Source organism: Clostridium cuniculi (genome assembly GCF_004353185.1).
GTDB lineage: Bacteria > Bacillota > Clostridia > Clostridiales > Clostridiaceae > Clostridium > Clostridium cuniculi.
The window spans coordinates 1-23,350 of sequence record NZ_SMUS01000035.1; the positions used below are offsets into that span (position 1 = coordinate 1).

Consider the following 23,350-nt stretch of genomic DNA (forward strand, 5'->3'; position numbering starts at 1 on the left):
ATATTATAGATAAAATATTAGAAGAACTTTTAAAGAAGATAAATAAAGGAGATGAAATATCTGTTGGACAATTAATAGGTCAGATTAATGAGAATCAAATAACAGATAGTTTAAAAGCAATAATTATAGGTAATGCTCCAATAAGTCCAATTCTAAAAGAAAAAAGCATAACTAATAGAATACTAGCTAGGAATTCCGTCGGAGTTCCAGAAGCTAGTTTTTTAGTTTGTGGAAAGAATTTATATGATAAAACACGAAGAACATTAAATAGAGTAATGCAAGGAAGTACACCAAGCACATATAATCACATTGAAAGTGAAAATTATGATATAACAGACTATATCTTTGTGATTATGGGTGAAACATATTCTTGTAATGTTGGAGCTAGAAATATATATCTTTTTAATACGGCTGGAGAGTGTATAGAAGTTATAACTACAAGCTTAAATACAAGTACAGCAAAGTTTACATTTACAGCTTCTCAAACTGGATATATAAGAGCCAGTCTATATAAGACACATATAGATACATGGCAATTAGAAGAAGGTGACGCTCCTACAAGATACGAAGATTATAAACAATATTTAGCTTATGATGTCCAAGAAAATATCAATATAAAAAAGAAACAAGTAACAGATTTTAGTGTTGAAAGTGATGATTGTAATTTCTTTGAAGTAGGTAAAAACTTACTTAATCCTGCTAAATTCTTAAATGGGAAATTAATATCAAAAAATAATACTGTAGTTGATAATCAAGGATATAACGGATATATGATAGAGCTTGAAGCTGGCACATATACTGTTTCAAGTAGAACTAGAAATGTATTTCAATTTGACTCTAATCTTACTGGAACAGGATTAATAAATACAATTTCTAATGTTACTGCGAATAATCCTATAACTTTCACAATAGATGAAAAGTCATGGATAGGAATAAATTTCTTTGCAGATGCAACAAATATGCAACTTGAAGCAAATTCAGAGTTAACACCTTATGAAAGTTATGGTTATTGTATGGATAAACTTAGGTTTACAAAAGAGCAAATGGAATCAATAAAAGATGAAGTAGCAATTTCTGATGATAATTCTAGCTTAAAGATAATAAAAGAGAATAATAAGTTTACTGTATATAGTCAATTAAATGATAAAGAAACTATAAAATATGAAACTGAAATAGAAGATGTAAGAAATAAATGTTTTAACTTTGTTAATACGTATTTAATAAAAGACAATAAAGAAACATTAATACATAATCAAGGTGATGATATAACCCCAATTAGAACATTCTATACTGTTGGAGCTAATCATGGATATCCTTGTTTTTCTATACCTAAAAACGGGCAAACAACTGCTGATATTGGTAGTGTATGGACAGATGGAATAACAGATTATGTATTAGCAAAAGTAGAAAATGATAAATGTATATTCTTATATCCATATACAGAAGATGAACAAGGAATAGTAGGTTATAGTAATATAGCACCAGTTAATAATTTAGAAGCTAAGTTAAATGCAACTAATATAAATGCATTAGATATAACAAATCTAACTGTAGAACAATTCTATCCATCTACAAATAAACATACTTATAATGTTAAATTAGATGGAAAAGAGCTTATAGATGGTACTAATGTTGGAGAAGAACTTAATATTACTGAAAAATATAATATATTATGCTATAAAGCACTACAGGAGCATTTAAAAGCTAATGTAGGGATAGAACTATCAGAAGACAATTTAAACGCTGTAGAGGGCGTTGTAGAGCTTTGCATTAACTATAAATTCAAAAATAATGCATTTGTATTAATTAACCATTCACTTAAAGTATTAAAGAAAGTTACTTTAGGTAATTGTGGATTTTTACAAAGTGTAAGATTGCAACCTAATACACAACACTATATGCCTAACGCTAAGCAAAAAGGCAACTGGAATTTTTCTCGATTAACTAATATAAATTCGTATAAAGATAACCTAAAGTTTTATCTAAGTGATTGTATTAATCAAAATTATCCAATAAATAGATATGTACAACATAGAAATGATACCGATAATAATAAAGTAGGATTTACTGCTGGGTATTTAACTGACATAGGCAATGGATCTAATGAAGAAAGGGTAAACAATTCTATACTTTGGGATTTTAGAAGCACTAAAAAATCATATCCAGTTGGATATAGTGGTGGAACTTTAGAAGCTGGAGCATATAAAACATTTAGTATGTATAGAAAATATATAGATACTTCTATATTAGAAGATGGAGAAACTAATAAGACTTATATAGAGGTTGGAGATAGCTTATATGTATTTATAGATATTCATAAAAATGTTGTATGTGATAATTTAGAAATTCCTTCAAAGTATATAGATAAGAAAATAAATATATTAGAGCAAAACGAAGGCTTTGAACTTATCAATAATACTGTAGATGTTAGAGGGGTTAATTACAATATTAAAAATGATTATGGATATGCTGTATTAAAAATAAATTAAACTAATATATGTTATCATGAAAGAAAGGAAATGTTAATGTGTTAAGTGTAATATTTTGTATTTTATCGTTGTTGGGAATATGTTGGATTTTATTAGTAATAATGTTATTAAGCTTTGGTGGAAGTGTAAAAGTAACAATTATAAATCCAATAACAAAGCAGAGAGACGTACTAACAAATATAAATTTAATAAAGAAATAGAAAGAGCTTAGGAAACTAGGCTTTTTTATTATATCTAAAATTCCAAGCGATTGGAGAAAAGGAGAACAACAGTGGAAAATGAACTTATTAAAACTATAGTAAATAACGGAGTATGGGCAGTACTTTTTGTATGGCTACTAATTGATACAAGAAAAGAAAGTAAGGCTAGAGAAGAAAAGTTGCAAGAAATAATTGATAAGAACCAAGAAGTAATTTCAGATTTAGCAGAAAACCTTGAAGTGGTAAAAACTACTCAAAAAGATGTTGCTGATATAAAAGTAAAATTAGAGAAGGTAGGATAATATGATGGAAACATTAAAGAAATTATTACAAATTAAGAAGTTAATAGCTTCTATTTTAACGCTAGTATTTTCAGTATTAGCTTTAAAAGGTCAAATAGGAGCAACAGAGTTCTTAACTATATTTAGTATGGTTATAGCATTTTATTTTGGTCAAAGTTCAACAAGACAAGCAATTAAAGAAGTAAAAGAAGATCATGAGTAATCATGGTCTTTTAATTTTATAAAAATATTTAAAAGAAAGAAGGAATATAAAATGAAAATTGGAGTAAATGATGGACATACTTTGAGAGGTGCTGGAACTGGAGCAGTAGGAATTATAAAAGAAGGAGAACACACTAGATTAGTTGGAGAAGAAGTAAGAAGCTTGTTAAAGGAAAGAGGTAATACTGTTTATAATTGTACTGTTGATTATGCAGCAACTACAAATGAAAGTTTATCTTTAGTAGTGCAACAAGCTAACAGAGAAGATTTAGATTGGTTTATTTCTATACACTTCAACGCTGGAGGGGGACAAGGAGTTGAGGTCTACACTTATGAAGGTAGACAATATCAAGATGCAATAGATGTATGTAAAAATATATCAGCATTAGGATTTAATAATAGAGGGGTTAAAGCTGGTACAGGACTTTATGTAATCAGAAGAACAAAAGCTAAATCTATGTTAATAGAAGTTTGTTTTGTAGACACAGAAGATGCGAATAAGTATCTTGAAGTTGGATATAAAGCAATTGCAAAAGCTATAGTAGATGCATTAGATAATCATATAATTAGTGATCAAGTAGATGATATAAATACATCATCTACATCTCAAACTCAATCTACGACAACAATTAAAGGTGATGATTGGGTAAGAAGATTACAACAAGAATGTAATAACCAAGGTTTCAGCAAACAAAATGTTGATGGTGTTGGTGGTCCAGCAACATTAGCTGGTTGTCCTACTGTTAGAAAAGGTGCAAAAGGGAATATAACTAAGTTAATACAAAAAAGATTATTAAGTTTAGGATATAAATTACCTAAGTGGGGAGCAGACGGAGGGTTCGGCGATGAAACTGTAGATGCCGTAAAAGCATTCCAAGCTGATAAAGGACTTTCAGTTGATGGTGTAGTTGGACAAAATACTTGGAGGAAATTATTAAATTTATAATTGTTAAGGCTAGAGATGAAGTTCTCTAGTCTTTTGAATGGTTAAATTTGGATATGAATATTAATATTATGACAAATTATGAAAAAGTATGTTATACTATAAAAATAAATTTATATGGGGGGGAAATTTATGTCGGTAGAATTAAAAAAGCTAAATTTAGGTTGTGCAGATGGAGATAGTGAATCAAATAAAAAGGAGTTTTTAGATTTATTTTATACGGGGAATAATAAATATGATGAAATAACTAATGATCCTATGAAATACATTGTATTTGGAAAGAAAGGAACTGGAAAAACAGTTCTAGGAAGATATATAGAAAAGAAATATAATCAAAAGGGAATAGAGTGTAGAATATTTAATAAAGATGACATTGCTTTATTAAAAATGATAGAAAAAAATAAAGAGGAGTTATCAGGTGATGAAGCCATACAATTATTTAAGTGGATATTATATAGGAAAATTCATCAAGTGATAAAGAATAAGACAATAAAAGGTAAATTTGGATTTAAAAAAGATACAAGGCAAAGGAATAAAGATATAAAAGCATATAATAAAGCGTTAGCAAGATTAAATGAAATGTGCTTAATTAGGTATGGGAATGGAAACTATGAATTTGATGGATACACAGATAATGATGGAGAGACAATAACAGCTGAGATACAAGGAAAAGGTAAAAGATTATTGTCAAAGGTAACAGGGGAAAAGAACAAAGAAATTAGTCGGATATATACAACAAAAGAATTTTATAAACTTATAGATGAATTTGAAGAGTGTATATTTATTTGTTTAAAAGTGCAAAGTGTTGTAATAATATTAGATGATTTAGATGAGTTAGATATAGACTTAGGAGAAGATAAGTATTCAGCTAAGGCATTAAATAAATTAATAGAAGCTATGAAAAATGTAAATTTATTATTTGCAAAAAATGAGTTATTATCTAGTAAATGCATATTACTAATTAGAAGTGATATTATTGAAGAACTTAATAAAAGATCTACTAATTTAAACAAAGTAATACAAGACAATTCAGTTGAACTTTATTGGATAGAGAAAGAAAATAGCACACCAGAAAGACATATGATTATGGAAATGATATTAAATAAGGTTAAGAAAAGTAGCAAGGAGTATTATAATTATAGTAATAAGGAGTTATATAAGATACTTTTTCCAGAACCAATAAATAAACAAAATGTTGTCACATACTTAATAAATAATAGTTATGGTAGACCAAGGGATATTATTACTTATCTTCAAATAATAAAGAAAAGATATCCAAATGAAACTTGTTTTAGAGCTAAGATGTTTAGAGAATGTAAACAAAGTTATTCCGATGCATTTCAAAAAGAATTATATAATGAAGCAAAAATACATATAGACTTAGAAACATTTGAAGAGTATTTAAAATTAATAAGAGATTATGGAAAAAATTCATTTTATGCATCTAATCTAAGAACGTATTATAAATCTAGAAGAAAAAATTATAATAAATCTATTGATGTTAATGAGTGTTTGACTAAATTATACCAGTTAGGCGTTGTGGGGAATATGAGGAAAAATAGTAATGATGAAATTATATATTCGTGGGGATATAGGAAGGATGGAAATCCTAATGTAAACTTAGAGTTAAAATTAACAGTTCATTATGGATTAAGAAATATATTAAATACAAAGTAAAAAAGACTAGTAAAACTAGTCTTTTTATAGAAACGGGAATCACTCCCAAAAACGGGTATTTACAACCCACATATTTTAACTTATTCAATTATACGAATTTAGTTACTTACTTTAATAAATAATAATATAAATTTATTTATTTGTAAAGTTAAATTTATTGGTAAATGTAAAAATTTTAAATAGTATTTTAAAAATATGGATATTTTATAATATTTATTATATACAATTATTAATATTTTATTCAATATTATACAACTTTTTATAAAAATAAAAGATAAAAAAATAATATGTTTTTAGTATAGGTTAGATATAAAATAAAAGTATCTAACCTTTTTTATTTATTGGACTTTAATTAGATATTCATCTCTTCCAATTCCTTTAATATTTATATTATTATCTTTTAAGAAATCAATAAACTTATCTACAGTTTCTAAAGAAGAAAAATCTACTTTTAATATTAATTCATTTTCGTTAATTTTATTTGTAGCCATATTTAAAATCCCCCTAATAATAAATTAAGCAATATTATTATAAATAAATATAAATGTTATTTTCAAATGTAATTGTTGGATATGCATTATAGGATATTTGCTAATAAAAATTCAGATAAAATAAATGTAGGCAAATATAAAATTGCTTACATTTTGCCTACATTACTATAAAAATAATGTCATAGTATTATAAATCTATATTACATATAATAATTAGTGATTATTAATATTCTTTATGTTATTTAAGTCGCTAAGATCTTTACCTTCTGCCCAATCAAGAAACCTCTCTAATTCTGTACTGCGAACTTTTAATCTGCCTAATTTTAAGGCTTTTAAATAACCTTTATCTATTAATCTTCGGATGGTAGGTTCATCAGTTTTTAGAGTTTTGGATACTTCTTTTATAGTTAATAATTCAATATTAGGAGCTTTAATATAAGATGTACTATGTTTTACAGATTCATTATTTTTATTATAGATTCCTTGATATATATCAAGTATAAATTTTTTGATTAAATCATCATTAATATCTATATTAATATCAATATTAATAGGATTCATAAAAATATCACCTCATCTTAAGTAATATCCAAATTTAAAAAGTTAAATCTTTTATAGCAATATAAATTTTAAAACGTCAAAAAAACGTCAAAAAAACAATAGTTTTTTATAGAAAATTATACTTTTAATAAAATGATAAATCATTAAAAAGTATGATTTATAGAGATTTATTACCTAAAATTATTCTAATGATATATTTGCAAGGGAAAATAATATAAAAGTTGAGTAATTAGATTTAGAAAAAATATTAGAAAATTAACTTTAGTTTAGGAAAAATAATACCGAATATAAATTATGTTTAATTTATTATTTGGTATTATTTTTTTATATAATTTAATAGCTAAAAAATAAGAATATATTTAATACAAAATGGGGAATATAAGGGAAATGAGTAGAATTTAATATATTAAGGGAGATTATTATGAATATAAAAAATAAATTAATATCTATTGTATCTAGTGTATTAGTTTTAAATTTACTTTTCACTGGATGTAGCAGTTCATTATATAAAGATGTATCTAGCAAGGGTATAGTTACTTATGAAGAAACTTTAACTACTGAACCTGGTAAAAATCCTGAAAAATTAGATGTAGAAGGAATAATGAAGGAGCTTACATCTGATGAATATTTATCTAGAGTTGTTGGAACAGATGAAAATACTAGAGCAGCAGAATTTATAAAAAATTACTTTGAGGCTGTAGGTTTAGAACCATTTAATAATGAAAGTTTTTATCATGAAGTATATTTAAATAAAGAAATGAGATCTATATTTAATCCTAATGAAGAAAATGGTAATAAGGTAAATAATATTATTGGAGTAATAAAAGGCAAGGATAGTTCTAAAGCAGTTGTAATTTCAGCTCATTTTGATCATGTTACTGTAAGAGAAAGAGTGGAAGAAACTTCTAGTAGTGAAACTTCTCGAGTAAAGGTGACAAAAATTCAGGGAGCTATTGATAATGCTTCTGGAGTATCAGTATTACTTGAATCAGCTAAGGATTTAACTAAATATTATAAGAACAAGAAACCTGATCATGATATAATTTTTGCTGCGTTTAATGCAGAAGAATTAGGATTAATAGGAAGTTCAAAATTTGTAGAAGAGTTTAAAGATAATTATGAAGATTGGTATAATATAAATATTGATTGTATAGGTATGAAGGGAAATGAAGGTTTAGCAGTTAAAAATAATAATCCATTATGTCAAGAGTTGTATGATGACTTTATAGAAGTACTAGATGAGGATAAAGTTTATTATGAAATGGTTCCATATGCTAGAAATGAAGAGGGAAGAATTGTAGGTAGTAGTGATCATATGTCATTTAGAAGAGGCAATGATGCATCTTTAGTCATTGGGCAAGATGGAATAGTTGGTATTGTTCATAGTGAGGCAGATAATATGTCTATAGTTGATTTTGAATTGATAGATAGTATTAAGGATGCTTTAGTTGATTTTATAATAAAGAGTGATAATAAAATTTATTAAAATTTTATAATTAAAGAGTCTTATAAATTTATTTTGTAAGACTCTTTTTATATATAAATAAGAGATTATTTAAACTTTTTATTTGGGAATAAATCATTATAGCTTATATAATTTTAAACAAAAATCATGTCTTATAACGTAAAAAAATTAGATAAATAAAGTTATCAGAATATTACAAAAAGTATGGAAGAAATGGGAAAATATTGTATAATTAGAATTGGGATACAGCAAACAATAAACAGTAAACAGGGGAGTGGTGATATGTTTAAGTTTGAAACTCAGCTTAAAAAATTAAAGCATGAGGTGTTAACAGAGGTAGCAAGACTTGCTAAAAATGATAATATAACTTTAGAAAGTATTGAAAAAGTTCCTTATGAAGTTATTAAAGGAGATGTGGCACAATATAGATGTTGTGTCTATAAAGAAAGAGCTATAGTTTTAGAAAGAGCTAAGCTTGCAGCTGGATATTTGGCAAATGGTGATAATGCAGAAGAATCACTAATAGATATTAAGCCAGATGAACAAATTATTTATGTTATAGAAGCAGCTTGTGATAGATGCCCTATAAATAGATTTAATGTAACAGATTCATGTAGAAACTGTATTGCACATAGATGTAAAGAAGCATGTAATTTTGGTGCAATAACAATTGTTAATGGACGAGCATATATAAATCAAGAGCTATGTAAGGAATGTGGAGGATGCAAAAAAGCATGTCCTTATGATGCCATATCAGAAGTTATGAGGCCTTGTAAGAGGGCATGTCCAACAGGAGCTTTAGATATAAATCAAGATGATAGAAGAGCTATGATTAAAGAAGAAATATGTGTTAACTGTGGATCATGTATGAGAGCATGTCCGTTTGGAGCTATTTCTGATAAGAGTTTAATAGTTCCAGTTGCAAAAGGATTAGGAAAAGGTAGAAAAATGTATGCAATAGTTGCACCGGCTATAACAGGTCAATTTGGTCCAACTATGAATTATGGAAAAGTAAGAAACGCAATTAAAGCTATTGGATTTGAAGATATGATAGAAGTAGCTTTAGGGGCAGATGCAGTTACAGTTCATGAAGCTAATGAATTTGTAGAAAGAATGGAAAGAGGAGATAAATATATGACAAATTCCTGCTGTCCAGGATTCTTTAGTTTTATTGAGAAGACTAATCCTACTGAAAAAGATAGAATTTCAGGAACAGTTTCTCCTATGGTTGCGACAGCTAGATATATCAAGAAAAATGATCCAGAAGCAGAGGTTGTATTTATAGGACCTTGTACAGCTAAAAAAGGAGAAGCAGTTAGAATAGGAATAGCTGACGCTGTTGATTATGTTTTAACTTTTGAAGAGTTACTTGCATTATTCGAAGCATTTGATGTTAATCCATTTGAATGTGAAGAAGAAAATGTTAATGATGCATCTATATTTGGAAGAGGATTTGGTGCAGCAGGTGGTTTAACAGCTGCTATTAAGAACTATGTACAAGATTCAGGGGTAGAGGTTGAGTTTAAACCAGTTCAAGTTTCAGGCCTTGATTGTAAAAAGACTATGATGCTTGCTAAGATGGGAAAACTGCCAGGAAACTTTATTGAAGGTATGATGTGTGAAGGTGGATGTATTAATGGTGCAGGAACAATAGTACCACCACTTAGAGCAAAAGCAGCATTTACTAAGATTAATAATGGAACAACTATTAAGGCGGTTCTTAAAAACGAAACTCTTAATAAGTTTGATGATGTTAATTTAGAAAGATAAATAATTACTATTTTCATTAGAAGAAATTTGCAGAAAATAATTAGCTATGAGTTTATAATTTTTTTTAATAAATTCATAGCTTTTATAATATTTAATTATGATATTAACCTGTATAATAAAAATATTAGAAAAATAATGGAAATCAAAGTAAATCAAAAATAAATTAGAATAATTAGTAATATTTGACCTTAGTAAGGTAATAATATAGAAAGTAATTGTTGAAAGATTACAGTTAAAATTATATTATAAATATAAAGGTGTTAGCACTCTAATGAAGTGAGTGCTAATAAAGAAAAATATAGGAGGGTTTATTTATGAATATAAAGCCATTAGGTGATAGAGTAGTAATACAAAAATTAGAAGCAGAAACAACTACAAAGAGTGGAATACTTTTAACAGGAACAGCAAAGGAGCAGCCACAAGAAGCTAAGGTAGTAGCAATAGGGCCAGGAGCAATGGTAGAAGGTAAGAGAGTTCCTATGGATGTAGAAGTTGGAAATAAAGTATTATATTCTAAATATGCAGGAACTGACGTAAAAGTTGATGGTGAAGAATATATAATATTAAAACAAGATGATATATTAGCAATAGTAGAATAGTTGGGAGGTATATTAATATGGCAAAAATGATTCAATTTGGTGAAGAAGCTAGAAGAGCAATGCAAGTTGGTGTTGATAAATTAGCAGATACAGTTAAGGTTACTTTAGGGCCTAAAGGTAGAAATGTAGTTTTAGATAAGAAATTTGGTTCACCACTTATAACTAATGATGGTGTTTCAATTGCAAGAGAAATAGAACTAGAAGATCCATATGAAAACATGGGAGCTCAATTAGTAAAAGAAGTTGCAACAAAAACTAATGATGTTGCAGGGGATGGTACTACTACAGCTACTCTTTTAGCTCAAGCTATTATAAGAGAAGGTTTAAAGAATGTAACAGCTGGTGCAAATCCGATGTTACTTAGAAATGGTATAAGAACAGCTGTAGATACAGCAGTTAAAGAAATATTAGAAATATCTAAGCCTGTTAGTGGTAAGGAAGATATAGCTAGAGTTGCAGCTATTTCAGCAGCTGATGATGAAATAGGTAAGCTTATTTCAGACGCTATGGAAAAAGTGGGTAATGAAGGAGTTATTACTGTTGAAGAATCTAAATCAATGGGTACTGAATTAGATGTTGTTGAAGGTATGCAATTTGATAGAGGTTACGTTTCAGCTTACATGGTAACAGATACAGAAAAAATGGAAGCTTTATTAGATAACCCACTTATATTAATAACAGATAAGAAGATTACAAACATACAAGAAATATTACCTATATTAGAACAAATTGTTCAAACAGGTAAGAAGTTATTAATAGTTGCTGAAGATATTGAAGGAGAAGCAATGGCTACATTAGTAGTTAATAAATTAAGAGGAACATTTAATTGTGTTGCTGTTAAGGCTCCTGGATTTGGTGATAGAAGAAAAGAAATGCTTCAAGATATAGCTATCTTAACAGGTGGTCAAGTAATTTCTGAAGAGTTAGGAAGAGATTTAAAAGAAACTACTTTAGAAATGCTAGGCCAAGCAGAAAGTGTTAAGATAACTAAGGATAACACTACTATTGTAAATGGTAGAGGAGATAGCAATGCTATCAAAGAAAGAATTAATCAAATAAAAAGTCAAATAGAAGAAACAACTTCTGAATTTGATAAAGAAAAGTTACAAGAAAGATTAGCTAAACTTTCAGGTGGAGTTGCAGTAATTAAAGTTGGTGCAGCTACAGAAACAGAGCTTAAAGAAAGAAAGCTTAGAATTGAAGATGCTTTAGCTGCTACTAAGGCTGCAGTTGAAGAAGGTATAGTACCAGGTGGTGGAACTGCTTATGTTAATGTAATTAACAAAGTTGCAGAATTAAAATCAGATGTTGCTGATACACAAGTTGGTATAAATATTATAGTTAGAGCATTAGAAGAGCCAATGAGACAAATAGCTACTAATGCAGGAGTTGAAGGTTCTGTAATTATAGAAAGAATTAAAAACTCTGAAACTGGAATGGGATATGATGCATTACATGATGAATATGTAAATATGCTTAAAGCTGGAATAGTTGATCCAACTAAGGTTACAAGAAGTGCACTTCAAAATGCTGCATCTGTAGCATCAACATTCTTAACAACAGAAGCAGCTGTTGTTGATATTCCACAAAAAGAAGCTCCAATGCCAGGTGCACCAGGAATGGGTGGAATGGACGGAATGTACTAAAATAAGTAAAAAATATAACATAATAGTTTTCTCTATTATGTTATATTTTTTTGTCGTAAATAAATGGTAAAGAATGAATTACTATAAAATTTCAAATAACGACAAATAATATGAAAACAAAAGAGTAATTTGGGAAAAATATTAAAATTTATAATAGATATATAAATGAATATAGAAAAAAATTATTAAAAATGATACAATAATTATAGGAATTAACATTTAATGTTTATTAATTAATAATCACTATTTTAAGATGATACTTTATTATTTGAAGGAGAAATAATGAATATAATTTTAATAATATTATTAGGATTAATAATAGGAAGCTTTCTAAATGTTTGTATATATAGAATTGCTAGAGAAGAATCAATATCATTTCCACCATCACATTGTACAAGTTGTGGATATAATTTGAAACCAAAAGATTTAATACCGGTTTTTAGTTATATTTTTTTAAGAGGAAGATGTAGAAATTGTAAAGAAAAAATATCTATACAATATCCATTAGTTGAAGTTTTAAATGCATGCTTATATATAATGATTTATTTAAAATTTGGATTTACCCTAGATTTTTTTAAATTTTGTTTATTTGCATCACTATTAATAGTAATAGGTTTTATTGATTTTAAAACTAAATATGTTTATAACTCAACAGTTATATTTGGAGTAGTTTCAGGTATAGTATTTGATATGTTAATATGGATAGAAACTAAAGCAATACCATGGGATTATATAGTTGGTGCATTTATAGGCTTTGGAGTTATTTATCTTATAGTAATTTTAACCCATGGAATGGGAGAAGGGGATATTGATATTGCCTTAATTTGTGGGTTGTTTTTAGGTATTAAGGGAATTATAATAACCTTATTTATAGCTATAATTTTAGGTGGAGTTGTATCAGCTGTAATTTTAATTTTAAAACTTAAGGATAAAAAATCAGAAATTGCATTCGGACCTTACTTAGCAATTGGTGGAGTAATTGCATGTCTTTATGGAAATTTATTATTAGAAACATATGTTAAACTTTTTTTCTAAAAATTTAATTAAATAATAAAACAAATTATGGTTGAAAAAGTAAAATATAGAAATTATAATAGTTTAGTAGTACTAAGAAGTAATGCTAAACTATTATTTACGATTAAAAAATGTTATACAATAGTATTATTTTGGAGGAAAGATGAATCGAAGAAAAAGATTAGGTGATATGTTAATTGAACTTAACTATATTACAGATAATGATTTACAAGAGGCATTAAAGATTCAAAAGGATACAGGTGGTAAAGTTGGTGAAATACTAGTTGAAAAGGGATTTATTTCTGAAGATGACTTGTTACAAGCATTAGAAATACAACTGGGTATTCCAAGAGTATATATAGATTCAATTATAATAGATAAAAGTGCAGTAAAGACAATTTCAGAATCATTATCAAGAAAATATAATGTATTACCTGTAAAATTTGTAGATGATAAGTTATTAGTGCTAATGAATGATCCACTTAATATACTGGCTGAAGAAGATGTTAAGATTGCATCAGGATATGAATTAGAGATTGCTTTATGTAGTAAAAATGAAATCATAAGAGCTATATCTAAATATTATTCAGAAGATTATATGAAAAAAGCAGCTGAAGAGCTTAGAAATCAAGAAAAGGATCAAATTATAATTGAAGATCAGATGAGCGAAGAGGTTAAAAATGCTCCGGCTGTAAAATTAGTAGATTCAATTATACAAAGTGCAGTAAGAAGTAAAGCAAGTGATATTCATATAGAACCATTTGAACATAGAGTTGCAGTAAGATATAGAATAGATGGTGAGCTTCAAAAGCAATTTGACTCTCCCAAAGAACCTTTAGCTGGACTAATAACTAGAATAAAGATTATGGGGAATATGGATATTGCAGAAAGAAGAATACCGCAAGATGGAAGAATATTTATGAAAATTGATAATGAAAATATTGATTTAAGAGTATCTATACTTCCAACTGTAAATGGGGAAAAAGTAGTTATAAGAATTCTTGATAAAAGTGCTTTTAATGTTGATAAATCAACATTAGGTATTGTAGAAGATGATTTAGAAAAAATTAACAATATAATATCTAAACCACATGGAATAGTATTAGTTACTGGTCCAACAGGAAGTGGTAAGTCAACAACTCTTTACTCTTTATTAAAGGATTTAAACAGAGAAGATAAAAACATAATTACAATAGAGGATCCAGTTGAATTTTCAATGGATGGTATAAACCAAGTTAATGTTAATACTAAGGCAGGATTAACTTTTGCTTCAGGTTTAAGATCTATATTAAGACAAGACCCTGATATAGTAATGCTTGGGGAAATTAGAGATTCTGAAACAGCAGAAATAGCAGTAAGAGCTGCTATAACAGGACACTTAGTTTTAAGTACAATACATACAAATGATGCACCATCTTCTATAGTTAGATTAAAAGATATGGGACTTGCACCTTATTTAGTATCGTCAGCTTTAGTTGGGATTATAGCACAAAGACTTATAAGAAAACTTTGTGTAGAGTGTAAGGAAGAGTATGAAGCAAGTGACTATGAAAAAGAAATTTTAGGTGTAGAAAAAGATAAGAGCTTAACTTTATATAGAAAAGTTGGTTGCAATAAATGTAACAACACTGGATATAAAGGTAGAGTTGGTATATATGAAATAATGCAAGTTAATAAAGAAATAAGAGAGTTAATAAATAGAGATGCATCAGTAGAGGAAATTACTAATGCAGCATTAAAAAATGGAATGAAAACATTAAGTAAATCAGCAATAAATGTTATTTTAAAAGGTAATTCTACAATAGAAGAATTATTAAGAGTAACCTTATTAGGTGATTAAAGGAGAAATAATTTATGCCTGTTTTTATTTATGAAGGTAAATCATTAGATGGATCTGTAGCAAAAGGTATAATGGATGCTGAAGATAAAGAAGGGGTAAAAGAAGCTCTTAGAAACAAGGGGATATTTCCAACATCTATAAGAGAGAACAATAAAGGTGCTACTTTAGAGTTTAGTATAAAAAAAGGTATTCCCTTTGAACATTTGGCTATATTTTGTAGACAATTTTACTTTGCTTTGGCAGCAGGTGTACCAATGATGAGATCTATAGTTATGATTAAAGATCAGATTGAAAATAAAAAGTTAAAGAAGATACTAGAAGATGTTTATGAGGAAGTTCAAAAAGGAAGTGAATTATCTGAAGTTTTTCGTAGGCATAAGGATATTCCTTTTATGCTTACTGCAATGGTTGAAGTTGGGGAGGCTACTGGTAGCCTAGATCAAATAATGGGAGAAATGGCTGATTATTATGATAAACAACATAGACAAAAGAAAAAGATAGATGCAGCATTGACTTATCCTAAGTTTTTATTAGTTTTTGCAATTTGTATAGTATTAGGGTTAGTAAGCTTTGTTGTTCCTACTTTTGTTGAAAGTATTTTATCAGCAGGTCAAGAGCTACCAATACCAACACAAATAATTATTAATATTAGTGCATTTATTACTCAAAACTTTTTATTATTAGTTCTTATAGTTATTGCATTGTTCATAGTAAAAAAAGTATTTATTGATACTAATTATGCTATACAATATCAAATAGATAAATTTCTTGTTAAGGACAAGCATCTAGGAAAGATTACTCAACAAATATTTACTGCAAGATTTGCAAGAACCTTTGGGATGCTTGTTAAGGGTGGAATGAGTATTATAGAATCTCTAAGCATAGCTGCAAATGCAGTAGATAATAAATTTATAAAAAAATCAATTGATGAATGTGTAACATTAATTAGTACAGGGGCTAGAATAGGTGATACTTTAGAGTCTAAAAAGATATTCCCGCTTATGTTAACTCAAATGATTAAAGTAGGGGAAGATACGGGAAGTCTTGATAATATTTTAAATAAGACTGCTGAGTATTATGAGATTGAAGCTGAGTTTGCCATTCAGAAATTAACTTCTTTAATAGAGCCAATTATGATAGTCTTTCTAGCTTTCATAGTTGGATTTGTAGTAATATCAATAGCAATGCCTATGTTCCAGGTTATGGGAGCAGTTTAAGGTTTTACATATAAATAATAATGTTATAAATGGGGGCACCCCTTTATATAAATATAAAATAATATTACATATAATGGAGGTAAAAAATATGAACTTAACAAAAAAAAGAAAGAAAAAAGGATTTACATTAATCGAGCTTATGGCTGTTATAGCTATTATAGCTATATTAGCAGCGGTATTAGTACCAACTGTTAGTGGGTATATAAACAGAGCTAAGAAAACAGCAATTATTACTCAAGTGAGAACTGTTGTAAATGCAGTAGAAACATATAATGCAACAGCAGCAACATCAATAGCTACAGATGGAGTAACTATTAGTGATGGTAAAATAACAGCCGATACAACTTTATCAGTATCAAGCTTATTATCTACACTTGGTTCAGATTTATTAACTAAAGAAAATATAAATAAATTAGAAAATATGCAAATAGGAACAGCTATAGAAATTAATAAAGATCAAGATGCGGTAACTAAAATAGAAGTAAATTCAAATGGAACATATAAGTCATATGATGGATTTAATAATCCAGGAAGTCCAGTAACTAAGTAACTAATAAAATATTTAATTATAGTAATCATATAACTTCAGGACCATATAAGGTCCTGATTTTTTAAGAGGGGATTATGAAAATCAATAAAAAAGAGGATTTACATTAATTGAGTTAATAGCTGTAATAGCAATTATAGCTATACTAGCAACGATATTAATTCCTACAATAGCAGGTTATATAATATAGAAGCAAAAAAGTATTATAAATCAATGCAAAAATATACATAGAATTATTCAATTAAGAAAAGTAGAAGAACAATTTAAATTTAAATTCAAAGAAAATGCTTCATTTTATAACTATGATTTAATAACAGAAAAAGACGTAAATAAGATACTAGAGGTAAAGCTTGAAGGTTAATTACAGTATATTTCAACTGAGAGTCTTGAAGAAGTAATTAAAAATATAGAAATAGATATAATAGGAAATTTTAAAAAGTTAAATAAGTAATAGGATAATAAAACTTGGAGGTAGATTTATGGCATTAGTAAATAATAAAAAACTATCTATCCAAATAACAGATACATCTATAAATATTCTTATTGCAAATAAAAATAAGATATATGAAACACACACTATTAAATTAGAAAATGGTGATTGTAGAGATGGTAACGTTAGAGATAAAGAAAGCATAATAAAACTTTTAAATGATTATTTAGATGTTAATGCTAGAGATGTTAAAAATGTATCCTTTGTTTTAAGAGGTTCAGATATAATTACAAGATATACAGAAGTACCAATACTTAAGGATGATGCATTAAGAGAAGCTGTAAGCTTTGAATTTAAACAATTTATACCTGATATAGATGACTATTACACAAACTTTGAAATAGTAGAAAAAATAAATACACAAGATAAGAAAGCTTACAAAATACTATTAGTTGCAGCACCTAGAGAAAAAATAGATCCAATTGTTGAAATAGCAGAGGCCATAGGAAAAGAGTTAGAAGTTATTGATATATTATCAAATACATTAGCAAGGGTATTAAAAAATAGTGATCATATTACTAGTGAAGAATCCACTGGTGTATTTTATTTTGGGTCAGATAGTTCAACACTTAGTATAATGGAAAATAATGTTTTAAAATTTGAAAGAAATCTTCCGTTTGGAGTTAAAAATATATTTAATGAAGTTTATGATCAGATTACTGCTACATTATTAGATTCTAGAGAAGTAGCAAATATATTCGAAAATAATTCAAGTGTAATAATGAGTTTTGAAAATTTACTATCCAGCGTTAATAATACAATTAGATATTATAACTCTGAAAAAAATAATAAACCTGTTACAAACTTTATAATAATATGTTCAGATATTGTTATGGCTAACATGGAAAAATATTTAGAAAAGTATTTTGAATTGCCATGTATTTTAGTAAAGGAACCTTTTGACTTAGGAATAAAATTGAAGTTTGAAAATAACTTTCCAAGATATATAGCTTGTTATGGGTTATTATTTAGAGATAGTAGAAATAAATTACTTAATCTAAATCCAAAGGTAATAAGTAAAGAGAAGAAAAAAACCAATATAGATGGAATGTTATTTAGATTACCTATAATAACTTTGATTGGAGTTATATCAATAGGATTTGTATTTACAATAATGAATAGAAGTATTATGAAAAATATAATAACGGTTGAAGAAGAAATAAGTAAATATAATGCGATAGTTGAAAAAAATTCAGCATTAAAAGCTGAAAATAGTAAAATGGAATATTTTATAGAGAGAGTTAAGAATATAGAAAATAGTACAACTAAAACATCAACAATTTTAGCTAAAATAAACTCATATGTACCTAAAGAAATAACATTTATGAGCTTATCATTTTCAGATACTGGTTCAATAAATATTACTGGTGAATCTGATACATACAGTGCAATACCTGAGTTTTTAGCTAACCTTGAAATGAGTGAAGAGTTTTATAATGTAACTATTAGTTATATAAATCCAATTGAAAAAACTATAGAAATATCTGAAGCGGCTAAAGAAGGGACTAATATATTAGAGGGAAATTCTTTATTACCAATTGCAATGGCAGGCAATTTTAATATATGGGAAAATTTAATTTTAGCCTCTGATGATTCAAAAGAAAATAATATTACTAATAATGATTCAAGTACTAACAATAATTCTAATAATATAAATGATTCAAGTAATTTAAATAATTCACAAGAAAGTAATGATTCAAATAAACAAGGTTCTAGTACATATAATGATTCAAATAGTACAAGTGATGAAGAGAGTAATGATTATAATACAAGTAGCAATACTATAACTAAATATAGTTTTTCAATTTTAATAGAAGGGGTAAGTAAAGATGGAAGCGAAGCAAAAGAAACAGAGTAGTATTATGATTTATTTAAAAAATCTTTCTAAAAAAGATAAAGTAATATTATCATCTACAATTATTGTTGTATCTTTGGTCTTTGGATTAAAGTTTTTAATATTACCTCAACTAGAACAATATACAAATAATTTGCTTACGTTAGATATGAAAAGAGAAGAGCAAGCTAGAATATCTATGATACCAGCTCAGAATAAAATACTAGAGGAGAAACAAGAAGAGCTTAAAGAACAGTATGATTTAGCTCTAGAAGAAATTTCAAAGACTCCAGCTGTAGCTCAAATAATATACGATTTAAAAGCATTAATGATCACAAGTGGAGTTGAAATGAAATCTTTAAGTTTTTCTAGTTCTGATGTATCTGAAGAAGATATAGCATCTAGTGATGGTGTTATTACTGATGAAAATGGTGTTGTAACTGAAATTGATAGAGGACTTGATATTGGAAGTTCTCAAGAGGAAAGTTCTCAAACAGAGAGCGAACAAGCTGTTGAAAAGCAAATAGTTAATATAAGTTTAAGTGGTGAGTATGAAAATATAATTAAATTTATTAAGTCTATTGAAAACTATTCAAGAATTTCAGATGTTTCTGATATATCTTTAAGTACTGGAGAAGGAAGTTTATTAAATGCTAACTTAACAGCTAATTTTTATAACTTAAATTATAATGAGAGGGAAAATTATGATTTCAATGATGGAACTTATGGAAAAGAAAACTCCTTCAATTAAAAATACTAATAGAAAAAAAGGGATGACTTTAGTAGAAATAATGGCTGCTATGGCCATCCTTTCTATTTTATTTGTTGGAATAAGTGGGTTAATGCTAAGTATAGTTAAAACTGAAGCTAGAGCTGATGAGAAGCTTGAAATTAACAATTATATAAAATCTGCATTAACATTATTTGATGTTAAAAGTGCAAATGTTGAAAATTATATAGTTAAAAAAACTATTAATTTTAATGACTTAGATGATATGCAATATAAGATAAAAAATATAAATTCTTTAATTGATAATGAGGGGAAATTTTCTATAGATATCATAGCTGAGTTACAAGATAATGGTTTGTATAAAGTAACGGCATATATGAAAAATAAAAGTGTTGAAGATACTAAGATAATAATTGTGAATAAATGATAAGGAGAGATTTATGAACAGAAAAAGTGGATTTACTCTTATAGAGTTAATGGCAACATTATCTATTTTACTTTTATTAATTACTATGGTAGGTTCTATTTTTGTTCAAGGGTATAAAATAATCAATAGAACAGATAACAAGGCAGCAATACAAGATGAAGTTAGAAATGCAATAATTAATATTGAAGCTGAAACTACAAATGCAAAAGAAATAAAAATTAGGACTGCTGATGCTATCACAAATTATGATGGAAAAGAAGCTAAAGAGATTTTATATGTAAAAAAAGATAACGAATATATATTATATTTTGAAATAGTTAATAGTGATGAATATAATAGTTTAATAGAAGTAAAGTATGGAATAGATAATTCAATTAAGAGTGAAAAAGTATTATTAAATAGTATTAAGGTTAATAATTCAAGTAAATTTTCTTTAAAAGTTACTGAAGTAGATAAATTAATTAATATAAATTTTGAAGGGGTTTTAGTTGGAAATCAACTAAGTGGACAAGATTATATTCTCACATTATCAAAAGAGAACAATAAAGATATTATAGTAAATTTTCAGGAAAATGGTTCAGATAGTTCAGACAGTACAATTGATCCAATTGATCCTGTGATTCCGGAGGAACCAGATGAAAATACTCCTAATTCGGGTGAAGTAAATGTTGATTTAAAAATTTCTAATAGTTGGGATGGTGGTGCTGATTATATAATAACTCTTACTAATAATACATCCAATGAAATAATAGCGTGGGAATTAATATTTGAATCAGATGTAGAATTCACTTCTTGTTATGATGCAGTACTTGAGAAAACTGATGATGGTAGATTTAAAATTAAAAGTAATCAAAATTCTGGAGTAATTGAAATTAATAAAAGTGTACAAATCAAAGGTCAGTGTAAGGGATATATAGATAGAATTAAAAATTTAAGTATTAGAACATGGTAAGAGGTGTAGATAAAATGAAAAAGAAAGGTTCATCTTTAATGATAACAATGGTTTTATTATTATCATTAATAATTATTGGATTAGCAGTTTCATCAGCTGTAATAAACACTTTAAAATATAATAAAAAGCATAGTGAGTATATTGATTTAGAGTTAGCAGCTAAATCAGGACTTAATATATTTAGAGAGGAATTATTAAGTTTAATAAATGATTCTAATGGAGTAAGCAACCTTCCATTATCTTTTTCTAAGATGAAAAGTGATATAGATGATTTTGAAGGAATATCTATTTATAAGGAAATAACAAGAGATGAAATAGAAGAAAACAATAAATTAGTAAGATATGATTATACTATTATTAGTACAGCAATAGATGAAGAGAGTGGAGCAAAGAAGGAACAAAAGCAAGTTATTTCAGTAAATATAAATTCTGATAGTGGAGTAATAGAAGATGTTGAAATAAGTCCTGAAGGAGTATTAAATATAAAGGGAAATATTGAATGGCAAAATAATACCTATGAATTTCTTAAGTATACTTCCTATGGTGGAAAATTAACAAATTCATTCAAGGGTCAATTAGGTGATTATCTAATGAATAATAATATAAATAGGAGTGAGCAAGCAGGAAATGTTGATTTTAGTATAGTCAATGATATTGATAATAAAATAGAGATAGGTAGTTTTGAAAATATACAAAAAACCACTAAAAGTTTTAGTGGATTAAAAGAAATAACATTACAATATTTAATTGATAATAATGGGAAGAGTATAAATGAAGATATAATTTTGAGGGGAGATTTAGATTTAAGTCAGAATTATATACAACAATATAATTTGAATTTAAATGGAGGAACTCTTGTAGTAGAAGGAGATTTTGTTGCAAGTGGTAGTTTAAATGTTAATTTAATCAATAGTAGTAACTTGGTGATATATGGCGATTTAAAAATTTCCCAAAATGGAGATATAAGAATTAATAATTCAAGTTTTATTGATATTAAGAAGAATTTAATAGTTAACAATGGCTCTTTATATAGTGAAGTGAAAGAGGATAGTGTATTAAATATAGGGGAATCAATAAAGAGTAAATCCAATGGAATAAATTTAGTGTTAGAAGATTCAAAGCTAGATGTTAATTCTGATATAGAATCAAATGGATTAAATATTAAAATTAATAACAGTAAATTGATAACTAGAAGTGGTGGTATAAAAGGAACACCTATAAAAATTGAGATGAATAATAGTAATTTAGATATATATAGTAATATTGAGGCTCAAAGTCAGGGTGTAGATATAAATATTAATAATAGTAAATTAATTATAAGAAATGATGGAATATCATCACCTACAAACCCTTTAAATTTATATGGAAGTAACAATAAAATTTTAGTTAATGGTGATTTAATAGGCAATGGAATAAATATAACAATGGATAAAGGCAGTAAGTTAGTTGCGGGAAGACTTGTATCAGAAAGTAATTATGTTAATTTAAAGTTATATAATAGCCAATTTTTATTTAATGATGGTATAAATGCTAACAGTTCTGAATTGTTTAATGATAATAGTGATGTAATATTCTTAGGTGATAGTAATATAAAAAGTTTTAATAATTATAATGTAAATGGTATTGTAATATTTGGTGGCACTTATGATGGGCATACTGTTACTATTAACCTAGATAATAGTATGGTATTTATATTATCTGCAATTAATAGTGATATAAATGGAATGTATTTAGAAAATTTATTAACTGTTAATAATGTAAATAGAGGTTCTATTTATATATTAGGTAATTTAAAAGCACACACAATAAATGTAACAGGTAATAAAGATAATATAAAAGCTACAGATGAAGTTATAAGTAGAGCAGAAAACTTATTAAGTAGATAAAAATATAATTACAATCAAACAAGTATTGACAAGCCATCTTTCTTAAACTATAATGGTAAAAAGCAAAAA

At 27.0% G+C, this 23,350-nt stretch carries 20 protein-coding genes and 1 pseudogene; 19 read left to right on the plus strand and 2 right to left on the minus strand.

The genetic code is table 11. From position 1 onward, the window contains the following. From EJJ37_RS20350 to EJJ37_RS15360, 5 genes are all read left to right on the plus strand, one after another. Positions 1-2,489, plus strand: a 2,489-nt coding sequence (locus EJJ37_RS20350; RefSeq protein WP_166484789.1) for a hypothetical protein, incomplete at its 5' end; no start/stop codon positions are given. Positions 2,490-2,760: 271 nt separating this feature from the next. Continuing rightward, positions 2,761-2,991 carry a BhlA/UviB family holin-like peptide gene (locus EJJ37_RS15345; RefSeq protein WP_133016406.1) on the plus strand — a complete coding sequence of 77 codons (231 nt, stop codon included), beginning with the start codon at positions 2,761-2,763 and terminating at the stop codon, positions 2,989-2,991. A 4-nt stretch (positions 2,992-2,995) separates the two neighbouring features. Then, a complete protein-coding gene (locus EJJ37_RS15350) occupies positions 2,996-3,193 on the plus strand; it encodes a hypothetical protein (RefSeq protein ID WP_133016437.1) in 198 nt (65 codons plus the stop codon). 51 nt (positions 3,194-3,244) lie between these two features. Then, on the plus strand, positions 3,245-4,138 hold the full coding sequence (locus EJJ37_RS20355) for an N-acetylmuramoyl-L-alanine amidase (RefSeq protein ID WP_166484790.1): 894 nt from the start codon (positions 3,245-3,247) through the stop codon (positions 4,136-4,138). 129 nt (positions 4,139-4,267) lie between these two features. Continuing rightward, entirely contained in the window at positions 4,268-5,812 is a 1,545-nt protein-coding gene (locus tag EJJ37_RS15360) for a P-loop ATPase, Sll1717 family (RefSeq protein ID WP_133016407.1), read from the plus strand. A gap of 338 nt (positions 5,813-6,150) precedes the next feature. On the opposite strand, the gene EJJ37_RS20360 is transcribed toward EJJ37_RS15360, so the two are convergent. Both EJJ37_RS20360 and EJJ37_RS21145 read right to left on the minus strand, forming a co-directional pair. Beyond that, complete coding sequence (locus EJJ37_RS20360; protein WP_166484791.1) at positions 6,151-6,303, minus strand: hypothetical protein; 153 nt, start codon at positions 6,301-6,303, stop codon at positions 6,151-6,153. 213 nt (positions 6,304-6,516) lie between these two features. Continuing rightward, entirely contained in the window at positions 6,517-6,864 is a 348-nt protein-coding gene (locus EJJ37_RS21145; RefSeq protein WP_133016408.1) for a helix-turn-helix domain-containing protein, read from the minus strand. A gap of 421 nt (positions 6,865-7,285) precedes the next feature. Between EJJ37_RS21145 and EJJ37_RS15370 the strand changes: the two genes are divergently transcribed. The 14 genes and pseudogenes from EJJ37_RS15370 to EJJ37_RS15435 all read left to right on the plus strand — a co-directional run bounded on the left by EJJ37_RS15370 (position 7,286) and on the right by EJJ37_RS15435 (position 23,281). Next, a complete protein-coding gene (locus EJJ37_RS15370) occupies positions 7,286-8,350 on the plus strand; it encodes a M28 family metallopeptidase (protein WP_133016409.1) in 1,065 nt (354 codons plus the stop codon). 261 nt (positions 8,351-8,611) lie between these two features. Next, positions 8,612-10,099 (plus strand): 4Fe-4S dicluster domain-containing protein, encoded by a 1,488-nt coding sequence (locus EJJ37_RS15375; RefSeq protein ID WP_133016410.1) that lies wholly within the window; start codon positions 8,612-8,614, stop codon positions 10,097-10,099. A 314-nt stretch (positions 10,100-10,413) separates the two neighbouring features. Next, entirely contained in the window at positions 10,414-10,698 is a 285-nt protein-coding gene (groES, locus tag EJJ37_RS15380; protein ID WP_133016411.1) for a co-chaperone GroES, read from the plus strand. 17 nt (positions 10,699-10,715) lie between these two features. After that, on the plus strand, positions 10,716-12,344 hold the full coding sequence (gene groL, locus EJJ37_RS15385; protein ID WP_133016412.1) for a chaperonin GroEL: 1,629 nt from the start codon (positions 10,716-10,718) through the stop codon (positions 12,342-12,344). Between the two features lie 282 nt (positions 12,345-12,626). Further along, positions 12,627-13,379: a prepilin peptidase gene (locus EJJ37_RS15390; protein WP_133016413.1), complete on the plus strand. Its 753-nt coding sequence runs from the start codon at positions 12,627-12,629 to the stop codon at positions 13,377-13,379. Between the two features lie 142 nt (positions 13,380-13,521). After that, the gene (locus EJJ37_RS15395) at positions 13,522-15,198 is read left to right on the plus strand and encodes a GspE/PulE family protein (RefSeq protein WP_133016414.1); all 1,677 of its coding nucleotides are present in this window, start codon (positions 13,522-13,524) and stop codon (positions 15,196-15,198) included. Positions 15,199-15,212: 14 nt separating this feature from the next. After that, entirely contained in the window at positions 15,213-16,415 is a 1,203-nt protein-coding gene (locus EJJ37_RS15400; protein WP_133016415.1) for a type II secretion system F family protein, read from the plus strand. 88 nt (positions 16,416-16,503) lie between these two features. Next, a complete protein-coding gene (locus EJJ37_RS15405; protein ID WP_166484792.1) occupies positions 16,504-16,965 on the plus strand; it encodes a type II secretion system protein in 462 nt (153 codons plus the stop codon). Positions 16,966-17,062: 97 nt separating this feature from the next. Further along, positions 17,063-17,152: pseudogene (locus EJJ37_RS15410) on the plus strand (prepilin-type N-terminal cleavage/methylation domain-containing protein); the annotation flags it as partial. A gap of 289 nt (positions 17,153-17,441) precedes the next feature. Continuing rightward, complete coding sequence (pilM, locus tag EJJ37_RS15415; protein WP_133016417.1) at positions 17,442-19,310, plus strand: pilus assembly protein PilM; 1,869 nt, start codon at positions 17,442-17,444, stop codon at positions 19,308-19,310. Continuing rightward, entirely contained in the window at positions 19,282-20,037 is a 756-nt protein-coding gene (gene pilO / locus EJJ37_RS15420; RefSeq protein WP_133016418.1) for a type 4a pilus biogenesis protein PilO, read from the plus strand. The genes pilM and pilO overlap by 29 nt, the downstream gene beginning before the upstream one ends. After that, positions 19,991-20,443, plus strand: a complete 453-nt coding sequence (locus EJJ37_RS15425) for a PulJ/GspJ family protein (RefSeq protein ID WP_166484793.1) — start codon at positions 19,991-19,993, stop codon at positions 20,441-20,443. The genes pilO and EJJ37_RS15425 overlap by 47 nt, the downstream gene beginning before the upstream one ends. Positions 20,444-20,456: 13 nt before the next feature. After that, positions 20,457-21,395 (plus strand): prepilin-type N-terminal cleavage/methylation domain-containing protein, encoded by a 939-nt coding sequence (locus tag EJJ37_RS15430; protein ID WP_133016420.1) that lies wholly within the window; start codon positions 20,457-20,459, stop codon positions 21,393-21,395. Between the two features lie 14 nt (positions 21,396-21,409). Further along, positions 21,410-23,281, plus strand: coding sequence for an autotransporter outer membrane beta-barrel domain-containing protein (locus EJJ37_RS15435; RefSeq protein WP_133016421.1), 1,872 nt, complete (start codon positions 21,410-21,412; stop codon positions 23,279-23,281). The last annotated feature ends 69 nt before the right edge of the window (positions 23,282-23,350 follow it).

Bases quoted from the DNA above. Each gene is read 5' to 3' on its own strand.
- EJJ37_RS20355 (WP_166484790.1), top strand. From the start codon at position 3,245: ATGAAAATTGGAGTAAATGATGGACATACTTTGAGAGGTGCTGGAACT.
- EJJ37_RS15370 (WP_133016409.1), top strand. From the start codon at position 7,286: ATGAATATAAAAAATAAATTAATATCTATTGTATCTAGTGTATTAGTT.
- pilO (WP_133016418.1), top strand. From the start codon at position 19,282: ATGGAAGCGAAGCAAAAGAAACAGAGTAGTATTATGATTTATTTAAAA.
- EJJ37_RS15390 (WP_133016413.1), top strand. From the start codon at position 12,627: ATGAATATAATTTTAATAATATTATTAGGATTAATAATAGGAAGCTTT.
- EJJ37_RS15430 (WP_133016420.1), top strand. From the start codon at position 20,457: ATGAACAGAAAAAGTGGATTTACTCTTATAGAGTTAATGGCAACATTA.
- EJJ37_RS15405 (WP_166484792.1), top strand. From the start codon at position 16,504: ATGAACTTAACAAAAAAAAGAAAGAAAAAAGGATTTACATTAATCGAG.
- EJJ37_RS15435 (WP_133016421.1), top strand. From the start codon at position 21,410: ATGAAAAAGAAAGGTTCATCTTTAATGATAACAATGGTTTTATTATTA.
- EJJ37_RS15360 (WP_133016407.1), top strand. From the start codon at position 4,268: ATGTCGGTAGAATTAAAAAAGCTAAATTTAGGTTGTGCAGATGGAGAT.
- EJJ37_RS20360 (WP_166484791.1), bottom strand. From the start codon at position 6,303: ATGGCTACAAATAAAATTAACGAAAATGAATTAATATTAAAAGTAGAT.
- EJJ37_RS21145 (WP_133016408.1), bottom strand. From the start codon at position 6,864: ATGAATCCTATTAATATTGATATTAATATAGATATTAATGATGATTTA.
- groL (WP_133016412.1), top strand. From the start codon at position 10,716: ATGGCAAAAATGATTCAATTTGGTGAAGAAGCTAGAAGAGCAATGCAA.
- EJJ37_RS15395 (WP_133016414.1), top strand. From the start codon at position 13,522: ATGAATCGAAGAAAAAGATTAGGTGATATGTTAATTGAACTTAACTAT.
- EJJ37_RS15400 (WP_133016415.1), top strand. From the start codon at position 15,213: ATGCCTGTTTTTATTTATGAAGGTAAATCATTAGATGGATCTGTAGCA.
- groES (WP_133016411.1), top strand. From the start codon at position 10,414: ATGAATATAAAGCCATTAGGTGATAGAGTAGTAATACAAAAATTAGAA.
- EJJ37_RS15375 (WP_133016410.1), top strand. From the start codon at position 8,612: ATGTTTAAGTTTGAAACTCAGCTTAAAAAATTAAAGCATGAGGTGTTA.
- pilM (WP_133016417.1), top strand. From the start codon at position 17,442: ATGGCATTAGTAAATAATAAAAAACTATCTATCCAAATAACAGATACA.
- EJJ37_RS15350 (WP_133016437.1), top strand. From the start codon at position 2,996: ATGGAAACATTAAAGAAATTATTACAAATTAAGAAGTTAATAGCTTCT.
- EJJ37_RS15425 (WP_166484793.1), top strand. From the start codon at position 19,991: ATGATTTCAATGATGGAACTTATGGAAAAGAAAACTCCTTCAATTAAA.